This is a genomic window from Rhodococcus wratislaviensis (assembly GCF_041228765.1).
GTDB classification, from domain to species: Bacteria; Actinomycetota; Actinomycetes; order Mycobacteriales; family Mycobacteriaceae; genus Rhodococcus_F; species Rhodococcus_F wratislaviensis.
Window position 1 is genome coordinate 6,135,302 of sequence record NZ_CP150488.1, and the last position, 15,353, is coordinate 6,150,654.

12 protein-coding genes are annotated in these 15,353 nt (G+C 70.8%); 6 read left to right on the forward strand and 6 right to left on the reverse strand.

Features of this window, described 5'->3' with window-relative positions; all coding sequences use genetic code 11:
• Window positions 1–10 precede the first annotated feature (10 nt).
• Complete coding sequence (locus tag WKC72_RS28470) at window positions 11–265, forward strand: mycoredoxin (RefSeq protein ID WP_037245224.1); 255 nt, start codon at window positions 11–13, stop codon at window positions 263–265.
• On the opposite strand, the gene nudC is transcribed toward WKC72_RS28470, so the two are convergent.
• Together nudC and WKC72_RS28480 are read right to left on the reverse strand one after the other, a co-directional pair.
• The gene (gene nudC, locus WKC72_RS28475) at window positions 262–1,173 is read right to left on the reverse strand and encodes an NAD(+) diphosphatase (RefSeq protein WP_037245222.1); all 912 of its coding nucleotides are present in this window, start codon (window positions 1,171–1,173) and stop codon (window positions 262–264) included. The two genes, WKC72_RS28470 and nudC, sit on opposite strands and share 4 nt — an antisense overlap.
• A gap of 20 nt (window positions 1,174–1,193) precedes the next feature.
• Window positions 1,194–2,261 (reverse strand): TrkA family potassium uptake protein, encoded by a 1,068-nt coding sequence (locus WKC72_RS28480; protein ID WP_037245219.1) that lies wholly within the window; start codon window positions 2,259–2,261, stop codon window positions 1,194–1,196.
• Between the two features lie 121 nt (window positions 2,262–2,382).
• On the opposite strand from WKC72_RS28480, the gene WKC72_RS28485 reads away from it, so the two are divergent.
• On the forward strand, window positions 2,383–2,781 hold the full coding sequence (locus tag WKC72_RS28485) for a MauE/DoxX family redox-associated membrane protein (protein ID WP_128639000.1): 399 nt from the start codon (window positions 2,383–2,385) through the stop codon (window positions 2,779–2,781).
• On the opposite strand, the gene WKC72_RS28490 is transcribed toward WKC72_RS28485, so the two are convergent.
• Together WKC72_RS28490 and WKC72_RS28495 are read right to left on the reverse strand one after the other, a co-directional pair.
• Window positions 2,747–6,094: an ATP-dependent helicase gene (locus tag WKC72_RS28490; protein ID WP_370180501.1), complete on the reverse strand. Its 3,348-nt coding sequence runs from the start codon at window positions 6,092–6,094 to the stop codon at window positions 2,747–2,749. The two genes, WKC72_RS28485 and WKC72_RS28490, sit on opposite strands and share 35 nt — an antisense overlap.
• Window positions 6,091–9,387: an ATP-dependent helicase gene (locus WKC72_RS28495; protein WP_370180502.1), complete on the reverse strand. Its 3,297-nt coding sequence runs from the start codon at window positions 9,385–9,387 to the stop codon at window positions 6,091–6,093. The genes WKC72_RS28490 and WKC72_RS28495 overlap by 4 nt, the downstream gene beginning before the upstream one ends.
• 56 nt (window positions 9,388–9,443) lie before the next feature.
• Here WKC72_RS28495 and WKC72_RS28500 point away from each other — a divergent pair, with 56 nt between their 5' ends.
• Both WKC72_RS28500 and WKC72_RS28505 read left to right on the forward strand, forming a co-directional pair.
• Window positions 9,444–10,229: an alpha/beta fold hydrolase gene (locus WKC72_RS28500; RefSeq protein WP_037245727.1), complete on the forward strand. Its 786-nt coding sequence runs from the start codon at window positions 9,444–9,446 to the stop codon at window positions 10,227–10,229.
• A gap of 10 nt (window positions 10,230–10,239) precedes the next feature.
• Complete coding sequence (locus WKC72_RS28505) at window positions 10,240–10,548, forward strand: MGMT family protein (RefSeq protein WP_370180503.1); 309 nt, start codon at window positions 10,240–10,242, stop codon at window positions 10,546–10,548.
• Window positions 10,549–10,560: 12 nt separating this feature from the next.
• On the opposite strand, the gene WKC72_RS28510 is transcribed toward WKC72_RS28505, so the two are convergent.
• Both WKC72_RS28510 and WKC72_RS28515 read right to left on the reverse strand, forming a co-directional pair.
• A complete protein-coding gene (locus WKC72_RS28510) occupies window positions 10,561–11,826 on the reverse strand; it encodes a lipase family protein (RefSeq protein ID WP_370180504.1) in 1,266 nt (421 codons plus the stop codon).
• Window positions 11,827–11,946: 120 nt separating this feature from the next.
• Window positions 11,947–13,392, reverse strand: coding sequence for a PLP-dependent aminotransferase family protein (locus WKC72_RS28515; RefSeq protein WP_370180505.1), 1,446 nt, complete (start codon window positions 13,390–13,392; stop codon window positions 11,947–11,949).
• A 61-nt stretch (window positions 13,393–13,453) separates the two neighbouring features.
• Between WKC72_RS28515 and WKC72_RS28520 the strand changes: the two genes are divergently transcribed.
• Together WKC72_RS28520 and WKC72_RS28525 are read left to right on the forward strand one after the other, a co-directional pair.
• Window positions 13,454–13,579: a hypothetical protein gene (locus WKC72_RS28520; RefSeq protein WP_255221814.1), complete on the forward strand. Its 126-nt coding sequence runs from the start codon at window positions 13,454–13,456 to the stop codon at window positions 13,577–13,579.
• Window positions 13,580–13,601: 22 nt separating this feature from the next.
• Window positions 13,602–15,350 (forward strand): NTP transferase domain-containing protein, encoded by a 1,749-nt coding sequence (locus tag WKC72_RS28525; protein ID WP_370180506.1) that lies wholly within the window; start codon window positions 13,602–13,604, stop codon window positions 15,348–15,350.
• Window positions 15,351–15,353: the final 3 nt, after the last annotated feature.

Sequence of the window (15,353 nt, forward strand, 5' to 3'; positions counted from 1 at the left end):
TATATCCGCCGTGACTGCTACCGACACCCCCGCCCTGACCATCTACTCCACCACCTGGTGCGGCTACTGCCGGCGCCTGAAGACGCAGCTGGACGAATCCGGCATCGGCTACGTGGAGATCGACATCGAGGACGATCCGGCATCGGCAGAGTTCGTCGGCAGCGTCAACGGCGGCAACCACGTCGTCCCCACCGTCAAGTTCGCCGACGGCAGCACCGCGACCAACCCGTCGTTGTCGCAGGTCAAGAAGCTCCTCGGCGTCTAGGACTCCGTCGCTGCTCCCGCCCAGGACTCGATGATTCCGCGCGCGATGGAAATCGAACCCGGGAGCAGCAGCGGGGCGTCGGTGTCCGACGCCCAGTCGCCGAGTTCGAGTGCCGTGCGCACCTCGTCCCGGGTGAACCAGCGGGCCTCGGCGATCTCGCCGTCCGCGAACGTCAGCGGGGCGTCGGGATCGCCCACGGCCGCGAACCCGATCATCACCGAACGGGGAAACGGCCACGGCTGGCTACCGAGGTAGCGGACGTCACGGACGTCGACACCCACTTCTTCCTTGATCTCCCGGACGACGCACGTCTCGAGCGATTCGCCGGCCTCGACGAATCCGGCCAGGATCGAGAACCGCCGCGCCGGCCACGTGGGCTGCCGGGCCAGCAGGACCCGATCTCCGCCGTCGTGCACGAGGCAGATGACCGCCGGATCGGTGCGGGGAAATTCCTCGTGCCCGGTGCTCGTCGAGATCCGCGACCACCCCGACATCGTCGGCTCCGACGGGGCGCCGTCGAGCGCGCTGAAGCCCGCGCTGTCGTGCCAGTTGAGCATCGCGAGGGCCCCGGTGAGCACGCCGGCGTCCGCGTCGTCCAGCGTCCCGCCCAGCATCCGGAGATCGGCCAGCTCGCCGGTCAGCGCCTGCACCCGCACCGCCCACACGTGCCGGTCCTTGCGGATGCCGAGGAACACCGCCCCCCGTTGCGGTTCGGGACCGAGTTCGGTGGCGTCCGCGAACACCAGGCCCTCGTCGCCCACCCGCACCTGTCCGCGGTGATTGACGCGCAGCAGCAGCGCATCCCGCCAGCCCGCTCGCAGCGCGTCCGTGTCCGAACGCAATTCCTCGGCCCGGCCGACAGCGGAGCGGGACAGGAGCGGGGTGTCGTTCAGCCGGAATGCAGTCACGCCGTCGACACTACTGCCGATCAGTTGGCGACCCGACGGATGTACAGCAGTCGGTCGTTCTCCTCGATCGAATCGACCTCCGGCGAGCCGACCCGGATCAACCGCCCGTCCCGCACCACACCGAGCACGATGTCCGCGAGGTGACGCGGGGAGCCGCCGATCTCGTCCCGCTCCACCGGGCGCTCCGCGATCGCGAATCCGGCCTCCGGAGTCAGGAGGTCCTCCATCATCTCGACGACACTCGGCGTCTTCGTGGCGATGCCGAGGAGCCGGCCCGCGGTCTCGGAGGACACCACGACCGAATCGGCGCCGGACTGCCGCAGCAGGTGCGTGTTCTCGGATTCGCGGATCGCCGCGACGATCTTCGCCTTCGGTGCGATCTCGCGCGCCGTCAGCGTCACCAGCACCGCGGTGTCGTCGCGGTTGGCGGCGACGATGATCGCCGACGCGTTCTGCGCGCCCGCCAACCGCAGCACATCCGATTTGGTGGCGGACCCGTGGACCGTGACGAGGCCCTTGCTGGCCGCCGAGTCGAGCACCGCGTGGTCGGTGTCGACCACCACGATCTCCGACGGCGGAACGTCGTCGCCGAGCATCGCGTCGATCGCGGTGCGTCCCTTGGTTCCGTAGCCGATCACCACGGTGTGATTGCGCACGTGCTGCCTCCAACGCTGAATTTTGAACGCCTGCCGGGAGCTCTGCGTGAGCGCGGAGAGAGTCGTACCGACCAGGACGATGAGGAAGAAGATTCGAAGAGGCGTGATCAGGAGAACGTTCACGAGCCTCGCGGACGGTGTGAACGGGGTGATGTCGCCGTAGCCCGTCGTCGACAACGACACCGTCGCGTAGTAGATGCAGTCGAGCAGCGACAATTCGTTGTCCTGCGCGTCGCGGTAGCCCGCCCGGTCGATGTAGACGATGAGAACCGCCAACGCCAACGCCGCCAGGGCGATACCCACGCGGCGGTAGATCGCCCGCGCCGGACTGGTCTGCAGCTCCGGAATCCGGAGCACACCCACCAACGCGAAGTCAGGCCGGTCGGTCAGGGTGTCCGACCTGCTCAATCTCTCACGCAGCCTACCGGCCATATGTTCGTCTCCACGTTGCGCTGAACTCCGACATCGGCTGGCAGCCTAACCCCGATTGCCCCATCGGTGACACGTCGGAGCCTCGTTGTCGCGAACCGAGTCGTTCGGGCAAGCTGACGTCATGCAACGAGAGAGCAACACACCACGACCGAGCCAGAAGCCCGCACTCCGCCTTGCCGCGCTGCTACTCGGCGCGGGCACGATGCACTTCGTCGCCCCCAAGTTCTTCGACTCCACGGTCCCCACCCAACTTCCGGGCGAGGCCCGCACCTACACATACGTGTCGGGCGTCGCCGAGCTCGCCATCGGCACCGCGCTCGCCGTGCCGCGAACCCGCAGGCTCGGTGGCGGCCTCGCTGCACTCCTGTTCGTCGCCGTCTTCCCTGCCAACGTCAACATGGCGGTGGACTGGCTGAAGAGCTCCAAGACGACGAACGTACAGAAAGCCGGTGCGCTGCTGCGTCTTCCGCTGCAGATCCCGTTGGTCACCGAGTCACTGAAGGCTCGGCGTCAGGCCTGACCTCCTCCTCGGGAGAACCGGCGGAACGGAGGAGACGGGCGAGTGCGTCGGCGTCGGGCAGGTGTTCCGGCGCGATCGTCCGTCCGGTCCGCACGTAGTGGAACGCGGCGCGCACCCGCTCGATCGGAACGTCCATCAGCTCGGCCCACGCCAGCCGGTACGCGGCCAGCTGCATCACGACGGCCTTCTCGTTGGCCGCGCTCGGCTCGGCGCCGGTCTTCCAGTCGATCACCGTCCACCCGCCGTCGGGGTCGGTGAACACCGCGTCGATCCGGCCGCGCAGCACCGTCCCCGCCACCGACGTCTCGAACGGCACTTCCACCTCGGTCGGGTTGCGGTCCGCCCAGGACGAGCGCAGGAACGCGTCCTGCAAGGTCGCGAGGTCGGTGTCGGGGCCCGCACCCGTGTCGGCGGCACCGGGCAGCTCGTCGAGGTCGAGCAGCCGGGTGGCCCCGAAGCGGCGCTCCACCCAGGCATGGAATGCGGTACCGCGGCGGGCCAGCGGATTCGGCGGGTACGGCAGCGGACGCCGCAGCCTGGCGGCCAGGGCGTCCGGGTCGGCTTCGAGTTCGACGAGCTGGCTCACCGACAACTGACCGGGTAACACCACCTCGGTGCGCGCATTGGCCCGCGCTTCCCGCTCCGCGAGAAGGGCGTCGACGTCGGCTGCCCAGTTCTCGGGATCGTCGTCCTCGCCGGCCGGTGCCGGCTCGCCGGCACCCTTCAGCGCCGCGACGACCAACGCCGCGCCCCGCTCGACCGACTCCCGGCGGAGGCCGAGCGGATCCCGCGGCCACACAGCCGACTTGGGGGTGCTGGTCAGCGGGTTCTGCTCCTCGGGTTCGGGTGCGGGCGCCCAGATGTCGACGATCCCGATTCCCTCGTGCTCTTCGTCCGTCACCGTGTCGCGCAGTTCGGTGAGGAACTCGGAGGGACCCTTGGGCTCGGTTCCAGATTCTGCCCAGTGGTGACCCGAAGCGAACAGCACCCGTTCGGTACGAGTGAGTGCAACGTAGAACAGCCGGCGGTCCTCGTCGAGTTTGCGCGCGGCCAGCGCCGCCTTGTGCGCCTTCACGGCCTCCTCGAGGTCCTTCCGGTCGTACAGGTTCTCGAGGTCGAGAACGGGCACGCCGTCGGCCGACTCCCCCGGCCGCGCACGATCTCCGCGCAGCGAGGGTGGCAGTTCACCGACGGCACCGAGCCAGGACCCGGACGCCGTCCGCGACGGAAAGACCCCGGCCGTGAGGTGCGGTACCGCCACCACTTCCCACTCCAGCCCCTTCGCCGAGTGCACCGTCAGCACCTGCACGCGATGCGGGTCCACCTCGACTTCGCCCGGCGCCAAACCCTTCTCGACCGACTCCGCGGCCGACAGGAACGCGAGCAGTCCGGTGACGGTGGCCGACGTGCGGCTCGCGTACCCGGCGACGACGTCGGCGAAGGCGTCGAGATGTTCGCGGCCCGCACTTCCCCGCGCCGACCGCCGCGTCCGCGCCTGCGCTTCGATGCCGATACCCAGCGTCCGTTCCACCTCGGCCACCAGCTCGGTGAGTGGCTGCCCGATTCGCTCACGCAGAGACGCCAACTCCGCCGCGACGGCGGTGATCCGTGCGTAGCCGACCTGCGAATAGCGTTCGGCAGGACCGGGATCCGCCAGAGCGTCCGCCAGCCCGGCCTGCTCCGCGTGTTCACCGGGCAGCGCCTCGCCGACGGCGTCGGCCAGAGCGGTCGAATCGGTGACGGCGCCGGTGGTGCCGTAGCCGGTTCCGATGGCCAGTTCGGAGGCTCGCCGCGACAGCGCCGTCAGATCGGCGGCCCCGATCTGCCATCTCGCCCCGGTCAGCATCCGCACGGCGGCACTGCCCGCCATCGGGTCGGCGACCACCCGGAGCATCGCGATGACGTCCGCCACCTCGGGGGTGTGGAGCAGCCCGCCGAGACCGACCACTTCGACCGGCAGACCCCGGGACCGCAGGACCTCCGCGATCGGTGCGGCGTCCGCATTGCGGCGGATCAGCACCGCGGCGGTCGGTGGGTCCTCGCCCCGGCTCGTGGCGTCCGCGTACTGTTCGGCGATGCGGTCGGCCACCCATGCGCGTTCCTGCACGACGTCACCGGTGAGGGCCAGCCGCACATCACCCGGGACGGCCTGTGGTCGCGCCCGCAGCGTACTGACCGACACGCCCCGCTCACGCAGGGACGCCGACGCCATGTTGGCCAGGGCCAGGGCCTCCGGCGGGTTGCGCCAGCTCGTGAGCAGTTCCAGCGTCGGCGCCGGATCTCCGTGCGTCAGCGGGAAATCCGTGGCGAAGCGCGGTAGGTTGGCCGCCGAGGCACCACGCCAGCCGTAGATCGACTGCATGGGGTCGCCCACCGCGGTGAGCGCGAGTTCGCCGTCGAGACCGCCGCCGAACAGGGACGACAGCAGCACCCGCTGCGAGTGTCCCGTGTCCTGGTACTCGTCGAGCAGCACCACCCGGAAGCGTGTGCGCTCGGCGACTCCGACCTCGGGGTGGTCCGCGGCGACCCGTGCCGCCAGCGACATCTGGCTGCCGAAGTCGAGCGCACCTTCCCGGCGCAGAGTGTCCGCGAGACGCTGCACCAGTGGTAGGAGCTCCACCCGCCGGTGCTGGGTGTCGAGGATGTCGAGCAGTTCCTTGCCGGGGCCGCCGCGCTGCCGCGGTCCGGCGGGCAGGGTGTGGACGAGCTTGTCGAGCTCGGTGTGCGCCTCCCGCAGATCGTCCGGTTCGACGAGGTGCTCGGCCAGCTGCCCCGACAATGCGAGCACGGCTTCGGTGACGGACGCCGGATTCCGGTCGGTGTCGAGGTCGCCGTCCCACGAGCTGACCACCCGGTGCGCCAGCTGCCACAGTTCCGTCTCCGACAGGAGCGTCGCCGAGGGTTCGATGGGCAGCAGCAGCCCGTGCTCGGACAGCAGTCGCCCGGCGTAGGAGTGGTAGGTGCTGACTTCCGGTTCGCCCGCGAGGATTCGCGATCGCAGGTCGCCGCTCGGGTCGACCCTGCGGAGCAGGTCCGAACCCGCCAGCCGGGCAAGGCGTTTCCTGATCCGGGCGGTCAGCTGCTGCGCCGCCTTCCGGGTGAACGTCAGCCCCAGCACCGCCTCGGGGTCGACGACACCGTTGGCCACCAGCCACACGACGCGGGCCGCCATCGTCTCGGTCTTGCCCGCGCCTGCCCCCGCGACGACGAGGGTCGGGCCGAGGGGTGCCGCGATGACGGCGGCCTGCTCCGCGGTCGGTGGGTGCTGACCCAGGCCGACGGCGAGTTCCACCGGGTCGATACGGATCGTCATTCCGACGTCACCTGCCGTCCCTCGTCGTGCGCGGGGCAACTCGTGCGCACCGGGCAGTGCCGGCAACCGTCGTTGACGCGGGCGAGGAACTCCGGCCCCTTGGTGGCCGCCGCTGCCGCGTGGATGACCGCGAGCCACGTCTCGAGGTCCTCGTCCGACAGCGGTGCCTGCACCCGCTGGGTCGCGCCTTCCTTCTTGTGTGGTTTGGCGACGAAGACCAGCCGCGCCCCACCGGGTTTCGACGCCGGCTCCCCGTCGATCGCACCGGTCGCCGCCGCCACCTGGTACGCCGCCAGCTGGGCGTGCTGCTGGGCGTCGTCCTTGGTGACCGGTGAGCGGGCGGTCTTCACGTCGACGATGACGGGCCTGCCCTCGGCATCGCGCTCGAGCCGGTCGATCCGCCCCCGCAGCCGGATCGTCGGGGAACCCTCTTCCCGCGGTTCCAGGACGCCGTCGACTGCCACCTCGACACCGACCTCGGTGAGTTCGGACCGGGTGTTACCCAGCCAGGAAGTGAAGGTGGCGAGCATGTCCCGGGTCCGGTCGAGTTCGTGCCGCGAGTACCACTGAGATCCCAGATCGATCGACTCCCAGGCGTTCTCGAGCGCGCGTTCCACCTGATCGGGCGGGATCCGCCCGGCGAGCGCCTGCACCAGCGTGTGCACGAGCGTTCCGGCGATGGCGTGGGTGTTGTCGCCATCCGTCCCGCCGTGCCGTTCGAGCAACCACCGCAGCGGGCACGTGTTGAGCAGGTCGATGGTGGACGGCGACAGCGACACCGGTCCGTCCTCCTCGTTCCACAACGCCACGCCGGTGCTCGGTTCGGCTGTGCCGTACCACTGGTCCGGGTGTGCGCCGCGCACGCCGGCGTCGGCGAGCCGGGCGAGCTGGCGCGCCGCACGTTCCTGCCGGTCGGGATCGGATTCCGCGACGTCCGGATCGCAGACCACGCTGCGCAATTCGGCGACGAGGGCAGGGAGGGCCAGGACCCGGGTCGCCGGATCCTCCCCCTGCACGACTGCCTCCTCGACGTCCGCATCCTGGTCTCCGGCGAGCAGTTCGTCGACGAAACGGGAGTGAACGAGATCGGCGTCGCCGCTGGCGGAGTCGACCGCGGTGACGAGCAGACTCCGCCTCGCCCGGCTGCACGCCACCAGGAACAGCCTGCGTTCCTCGGCCAAGAGCGGTGCGGTGCGCGACATCCGGTCGGCGGCCGTCTCGCTGCCGTCGGACACTCCCGCCGTCAGGTCGATCAGCGCCTCGGTGCCGAGCAGGCTGCCGCGGGCCCGCAGACTCGGCCACAGCCCTTCCTGCACACCCGCGACCGCGACGACGTCCCATTCACGGCCGGCAGCCGAGTGGGCGCTGAGCACCGAGACGGCGTCGACCGGGACCGCGGAGACGTTCCGGGTGGTGGGAATGGCCTGCCCGGTCAGATAGTCGACGAACCCGGCGAGCTGCGCGCGCGGGAGGCGGTCGACGTAACTCGCCGCGGCGTCGAACAGGGCGACCACGGCGTCGAGGTCGCGGTCGGCCTGTGCCCCGATCGGCCCCCCGCGAGCGGAGGCCGCCGACCAGCGGCGTTCGAGTCCGGTGGCCTGCCATGCCGCCCACAGCACGTCCTCGATGCCGCGCCCGCGGTCCAGAGGCACCTTCGCCTTGCGCAGCACGGACAGCACCCGGTTCAGGGATGCCGCTTCGACGTCGGTCAATTTGGCGGTGACCCTGCGGGTGCTGTCGGTCTCGCCCACCAGCACGAGACGAAGGAGCTCCGCCGAGTCGCGATCGCCGCCGGACGCCAGCTCGGCGCGCCGCAGGCCCCGGCGTAGACGCCGGAGCGCCACGGGTTCTGCGCCGCCGACCGGGCCGGCGAGCAGAGCGAGTGCGTCCTCGCCCGTGAATTCCTGCCCCGACAGTGCCCGCAGCACCAGCATCAGTCCCGACACCCCGTGTTGACGGGCCAGCGGCAACTCGGATGCCGCGGTGGTGACGGGCACACCCGCACCCAGCAGGGCGCGACGCAGCGGCGCCAGGACCCGCGGAACCGAGCGCACGATCACCGCCATCTCCGACCACGGCACCCGGTCGAGGAGGTGGGCGCGACGCAGGGTGTCGGCGATGAGCGCGGCCTCCTTCGCCGCCGTGCTCAGCACCCGGACCGAGGTTCGTCCGCCGTCCTGCGCCGGGCTCCAGATCCGGTGCGGCAGATGCCCCGGAAGCCGGGACGTGATCCGGGCCGCCGTGGCCGCGACCTCCGTCGAACTGCGAAAGTTGACCGGTAGCAACACCTGCCGGGGATCGCCCTTGTCGGCCAGCTCGGCGAGGAACGTCGGGTCGGCACCGCGGAAGCCGTAGATCGACTGGTCCGGGTCGCCGGCGACGACCGTGGTGCGGGTACCGGTGCCGACGAGCCGGACGAGTTCCGCGGCTTGCGGATCGAGGTGCTGGGCGTCGTCGACGAGCAGGTGCCGCACCCGGGCACGCTCGGTGCGCAGCAGGTCCGGGTCGGTGGCGAACGCGGTGAGGGCCGCGCCGATGAGTTCGGCGGCGTCGAGCGCAGGCGCCGTGGCCTCGGGGGCCTCGACCCCGACCGCACCGCGCAGCAGCATGCCGTGCTCGTACCGGGCGGCGAACATTCCCGCCGCCACCCACTCGGGACGGGCGTGACGTTGCCCCAGCTTGATCAGGTCTTCAGGGCCGAGGCCCCGCTCGCTCGAGCGCAGCATGAGGTCGCGCAGCTCGACGGCGAAGCCGCCCAGTGCCAGTGCTGGACGCAGCCGTTCGGGCCACATCTCACCGCCGTCCGCGATGTCGCCGTGCAGCATCTCGCGCAGCACGGCGTCCTGTTCGGCGCCGGTGATGAGGCGCGGCGGCGGATTTCCGTGGGCGGCGGCCTGCAGTCTCAGCACCGCGAAGGCGTAGGAGTGGACAGTGCGCACGAGCGGTTCGCGCGTGGCGCGGGGGCCGTGGTGTTCGTCATGGCCGACGAGGGCGCCGGTGACCTCTTCGCGGACCCGGCACGCCGCTCGCTTCGACTGCGTCAGGACGAGCACCGACTCCGGGTCTTCGCCACCGGCGATCCGGTCCACCGCGACGTCGACGAGAAGCGACGTCTTGCCCGTTCCGGGGCCGCCGAGCACCTGCCAGGGATTCCAGCCCAGGCCGAGGGGCGGCGCGGTGAGGACCCGCTGCGTGGCGTCGTCCCACACCCGCGCCTCGCGGACCGGGTTCCGGCGGTGCACGAGCCGGGCACGGGGAACCGACGTCCTGGTGCGCACCGCCGATTCCGTCATGGGTGGCATTCCACCAGAACGGTCCGACATCTCGTGCGGCGACCCGATCCGGCATCATGGGTCACGTGTCAGCACTGAATACGTACCTGTTCGGCGCCGAGGACGGCAAGGAGATCCTCGCCCTGCACGGACTCACCGGTCATGGCAGACGGTGGGAGGCGCTGGCCACCGACCAGCTGCCGGACGCCCGCTGGATCTCCCCCGACCTGCTCGGGCACGGCCGCTCCACGTGGTCGCCGCCATGGAATCTCGAGGCCCACGTCGCGAGTCTCGTCGACACACTCGACGCACACGCGCGGGGACCGGTCCTGGTGGTGGGCCACTCGTTCGGGTGCGCCCTGGCACTGCATCTGTCGCGGGCCGTCCCCGACCGCGTCCGGGGACTCGTGCTGCTCGATCCCGCGATCGGACTCGATCCCGAGCTGATGCAGTCCGTGGCGGATCTCACCATCTCCTCCCCCGACTACACCGACGTCGCAGAGGCCCGGTCCGAGAAGGTGCACGGCTCGTGGGGTGAGGTGGCACGCGAGGTCCTCGAGAACGAGATCGCCGAACACCTGGTGCCGCTGGCGAACGGCCGGGTGAACTGGCGGCTGTCCACCCCGGCGGTCGTCACGGCGTGGGGCGAGCTCGCACGCGAGGCCGTCCTGCCGCCCGCGCACCTGCCGACCGTCCTCGTGCAGGCGTCGAAGGTGCAGCCGCCGTACGTCACACCCGAGTTCCGCAAGGCTCTCACTGATCATCTGGGCGACAACCTCACTGCCGTCGACCTCGACTGCGATCACATGGTGCCGCAGGCCCGGCCCGACGAGGTCGCCGAGCTCGTCCGCACGCTCCTCTGATGGTCGAGTGATGGTCGCGACGACGGAGGAACAGATCGAGGCGGTCCGCGCGCTGGTCGCGGCGATTCCGCCCGGCCGGGTTGCCACCTACGGCGACATCGCCTCGGCGGCAGGCCTGTCCAGCGCGCGGACGGTCGGCTGGATCATGCGTACCGACTCCGCCGACCTCCCCTGGCACCGGGTGCTGGGCGCGTCGGGACGACCGGCGCCGCACCTCGCGCACCGCCAGATCGCGAAACTCGAACTCGAGGGTGTTCCCATCCGGGACGGCCGCGTGGATCTCGCGGCCGCACGACACCGGTTCGATCAGGCCGGCTGACGTCCCGCCGCCTCAGCAGGTGCTCGGCGCGGGATCACCGCGGAACCGGGCGTCCATCCAGTCCAGCCCCTGGGGCAGTCCCAGCGCCGCCGCCGACAGGTGGTCGGGGGTCGGAGTGAGCAGCGTCTGCACCGGAGTGCCCGCGTCGCAGTACCGCTGCAGGGTGGTGTCGATCGAATCGACCGGGATCAGCGCGTCGGTCGGGCTGTGCCATTCGAAGATCGGCGTGGTGGGCACGCCCGGATAGAGCTCCAGGCTGTTCTCCTCCATCACCTTCCACGCTTCCGGGTCGTCCATGAAGTTCTTGTTGTCGGTCATCTGTGATGCGCTGCGCCCGATTCCGAACAGCATGATCTCGTTGGTGCATCCGTTGCCGATCATCTGCTTCATCCAGCGGCCCTGATCGTTGAGCTGGCCGCTGACGTCGATGCGGTCCGGGTATTCGCGTTCCAGCCCCAGCGCGGCGGCCATCGCGAGACCGAACGCGGGGTGCGGGTTGGTGCCCAGCGCCTCCGCCATCTTCACCAGGTTCATCGGGGTTCCGCCTTCGGCGGCGCCGACGATGTTCAGTTCGGGGGCGTAACTCGGGGCCAGCGCCGCCGCCCAGGCCGTGGCCATGCCGCCGCCGGAGTATCCGCCCAGCCCGACCTTGCTGTTCTGCACCTGGAGTTCGGGGACCTGCTGGACGGCGCGGATGCCGTCGAGGGTGATCTGGCCTCCGAGCTTCGCCGCGCCGTACGCCATCCTCGGTCCCAGATGGTCGGGCAGCGCCACTGCCCACCCGCGTGCGAGTGCGATGTTGAGTCCGGCGGCCTCGCGGATCTGGTGCAGCGGGTCGGTGGTGTAGAGCTCGGTGACGATCTTGCACTTGTTGCCCAGCGAATTGATGATGTGCTGGTACGACACCAGCGGACCGTCCGGGACGTGGTTCGGGGGCAGCACGTATGTGGTGTTCGCCGCGATCGGCCTGCCCTCGGAGTCGGTGGTCCGGAACAACAGCTCCCACATCGCGCTACCGGGGAAGTAGTACGACGGCGGCAGCTGGCGGATCTTCAGGACTTCGCCCGGAGCATGGTCGGCGACGTCCGCGGGTTGGATGTAGAAGGGGTCCGGGTCGGCGACGGGGAAGATCGCGTCGGCAGCGGGTGGGGACAGCAAGGGGGGCAACAGCAACGGCGGTTGTGCCGCGGAGGTGCCTGCGCCCACGAGGGCGGCAGTCAGCGCGAGGACCGAGCCGAGTACAGCGGTGCCGAAGGATCTGCGGAACAACGAGCCCATGACATACCCCACAATTCAGCGAGCGGGTCGACGGCATCACTATGCCAGAGCGTCGATAAAGATCAGCCCCTTTCCCGGTACCGAAGTGGTCTCTGACCGATACTTCGATTCACAGGTACTTCACACGACGAGCGTCGGCGTCGCGGACATCGAGGCGTCGCCGGACACGACCAGGGTGGCAAGGACATTCACGGCCGCGGTCAGCTCGGACACCGGCCGCGTGAAGGGCAACCGCTGGTGGTCGTCGAACAGATGACCGGTACCGAACCGGGGCCCGGGAGCCAGGAGCAAGCCCCTCGACCGCGCCGAGGCGACGAGTTCCGTCGAACTCGTTCCGGCAGGAAGGGTGCACCACAGGGACAGTCCCCCGGCGGGCAGCACGTAGTCCCACCCGGGCAACCGCTCGTCCACCGCCGCCGCGAGCGCGTTCCGCTGCACCCGCAGGTCGCGGCGGCGCTGCGCGACCAGGCGGTCGTGCCAGGCGAACAACCGCACGGCGGCAAGCTGATCCAGCACCGAGACCGACAATTGCCTGCGCGCCATGATCTTGGCCATCTGCGCGGTGCGGGCGGCCTCGGCGCGCACCCAGCCGATGCGGATACCTCCCCACACGGTCTTGCTGAGGCTGCCGATCGCCACGGTCGCCGATTCCGGGACCGGGACGCCGAACGGCTCGAGGTCGTCCGAATCGTCCAGCACGAGTTCCGCCGCCACCTCGTCCACGACGGTCACCACGCCGTGGCGGGCCAGGGTCGCGGCCAGCCGCCGCCTGCCTTCGAGAGTCGCCCTGGCCCCCGACGGGTTGGAGAAGTCCGACATCAGGTACGCCACCGTCGGGGCGCTCTGCCGCGCAGCCCGGTCCGCCTCGGCGACGAACGCGTCCGGGTCGGTCGCATCGATCGGCACCGGAACGGGTCTGCCGCCGGCCGCCTGCACGGACTCGACCGCGCCGGGGTAGGTCGGATGTTCGACCAGGACGCGGTCGCCCGCCTCGACCAGAGCCTCGAAGACCACTTCGGTGGCATCGCCTGCGCCACCGGTGACGAGGATCTGGTCCGCGGTGGTGGGTCGACCCCGCCGCGTGTAATGGTCTGCTATCGCCGCCCGGAGCGTCGTCAGTCCGCCGGGGTGGTAACCGTGCTGGGGCATGAAACGGGGCAGCTCGTCGACTGCGTCGAGATACGCCTCCCTGAGCTCGGGGGCGGCCGCAGGCGCGGCGTTGACGAGGTCGATGACACCGTCCACCGGCGCGCCCACCATGCTCCCCCACGCCGGCGGCCCCGACGGCATCGCCACGAACGTGCCCGATCCGTGCCGCGCCGACGCCCAACCGGACTCGCGCAGTTCGCGATACGCGGCACTGACGGTCACCCGGCTGAGCCGCAGCTCCTCCGCGAGGGCCCGTTCGGCGGGCAGCCGGACTCCCACGGCCATCGACCCGTCCGCCACCCTCTCGCGGAGGGCGTCGGCGAGCCCGCGGTACAGCGGTTGCCCGCCGGTAGGCGCCGCACCGAGCAGCACCGCCAACTCGGCTGCCGAGACGCTTCGGACTGGTTCGACACTCATACAGGCCACTTTCCCACAGAGGACTGGAATTCGCGGTCCACTTTGCCCCGACAATCGATACATGCTGGTAATTGGAATCCTCTTGGCCCTCAGCCTGGCGTCGGTGGCCTGGCTCTGCGTCAGCACGGCGCACGGCGGACGGTCCGGGCTCGCCGGACCTCCGCGCAGCCACCTGCACAGCGACTGAGGGTGTGCGGCAGCATGAGGGAATGAACTCTGCCGCACCCGTTCACGCGATCGTCCTCGCCGGTGGACGAGCCACTCGGATGGGCGGCGTCGACAAGCCGGCCGTGGTGGTCGGCGGACGCCGGATGCTCGACACCGCGCTCGACGCCGTCGACGACTGTGAGCGCATCGTCGTCGTGGGACCTCGGCGCGCCGACCTCGATTCGACGGTGCTCCAGACGCAGGAGACGCCGCCGGGCGCCGGGCCGGTCGCGGGGGTGGCCGCCGGACTCGCCGTGCTCGACGCCGAACCGGACGACCGGGTGATTCTGCTCGCGTCGGACCTGCCGTTCGCGGAACCCACGATGGTGGCGGCCCTCGCCGCCGCCGTGCAGGACGCCGACACCGTGTTCGCGATCGACGAGTCGGGCCGCCTGCAGTTCCTGTTGTCCGCGTGGCGCGTCGGCGCGTTGACCGACCGTGTGCGCTCGCTCGGATCGGCGGTCAACCAGCCCATGAAGGCACTCGTTCCGGACACGTTCGACACGGTCCTCTTCCGCGGCGTCACGGACTGCGACACACCGGAGGACGTCGAGCGGGCCCGGAGCAGGGCCGCGGCGACGCCGGTCACGATCGACGAGGCCCGGGACGCGATCCTGACCGCCGTCCCCCCGCTCCCACCGCGGTCCGCGGCACTCGGCACGTCGCTCGGCGCCACCCTCGCCGAGCCGCTGCTCGCCGCCGAAGCTCTGCCGCGCATCGCCGTCTCCGCCATGGACGGATACGCCGTCGCAGGCGACGGTCCGTGGGTGCTGCGCGACGACATCCGGTACGCGGGGAGCTCCGAGGAACTCGAGCTGGCGGAGGGCGAAGCGGCCCGGATCGCGACGGGCGCGCACCTCCCCAGCGGTGCCACCGCCATCGTGCGGGACGAATTCGCCGTGGTGACAGACATTTCCGAGGGACCGCGACTGTCCCGCAAGGAGGACGCCACCGTGCGCGACGACGCGCGGCGGCGGGGGGAGGACTGGCATGAGGGGTACCGGCTCGCAGTGGAGGGCACGGCCGTCACGCCCGCACTCGTCTCCGCCGCCGCGAGCGCGGAGGTGACCACCGCGGGGGTTCGCGGCCCCGTCCGCGCACACGTGGTGGTGACGGGTGACGAGATCCGGCGGGACGGTCCGCTGCGACACGGGCAGACGCGGGACGCCCTGGGACCCGTTCTCCCCCAGTTCCTCTCGTGGTGCGGCATCCGGACGGTCGCCGACACCCACCTGCGGGACACGTCCGACAGCTTCGACGAACTGTTCCGGGAAGTCCGCCAGCCCGATCTGATCGTGATCGTCGGGGCGACCGGTGGCGGCGCGGCCGACCAGCTGCGTGCCGCGCTCGACCGGGCGGAGGCCCGGATCGTGGTGGGGCGGGTGCGGTGCCGCCCGGGCGGTTCGCAGGTGACCGCCCTGCTACCCGACGGTCGGGTGGTGCTGGGGCTGCCCGGAAACCCGTACGCCGCGGTCGTGACGCTCCTGACCACGGTTCCGTCCATCGCGGCCGCACTCACCGGTCGCACCCCGGCGCCGCGTCAGCTGGGACGTATCGCGAATGCGTCCGAGGTCAGTGGCGACGCCACCCGGATCCTGCCCGCCGTCCCGCAACCGGACGGCACGTGGCGTGTCGACCCCGGAATCCGGACCGCGCATCTCGCGGGCCTGATCGACCGCGAGGCGCTGGCGCTGGTCCCGGCGGGTGCGGCCGACGGCGATCTGGCCGAGCTGATCCCGCTACCGCGCTGACGG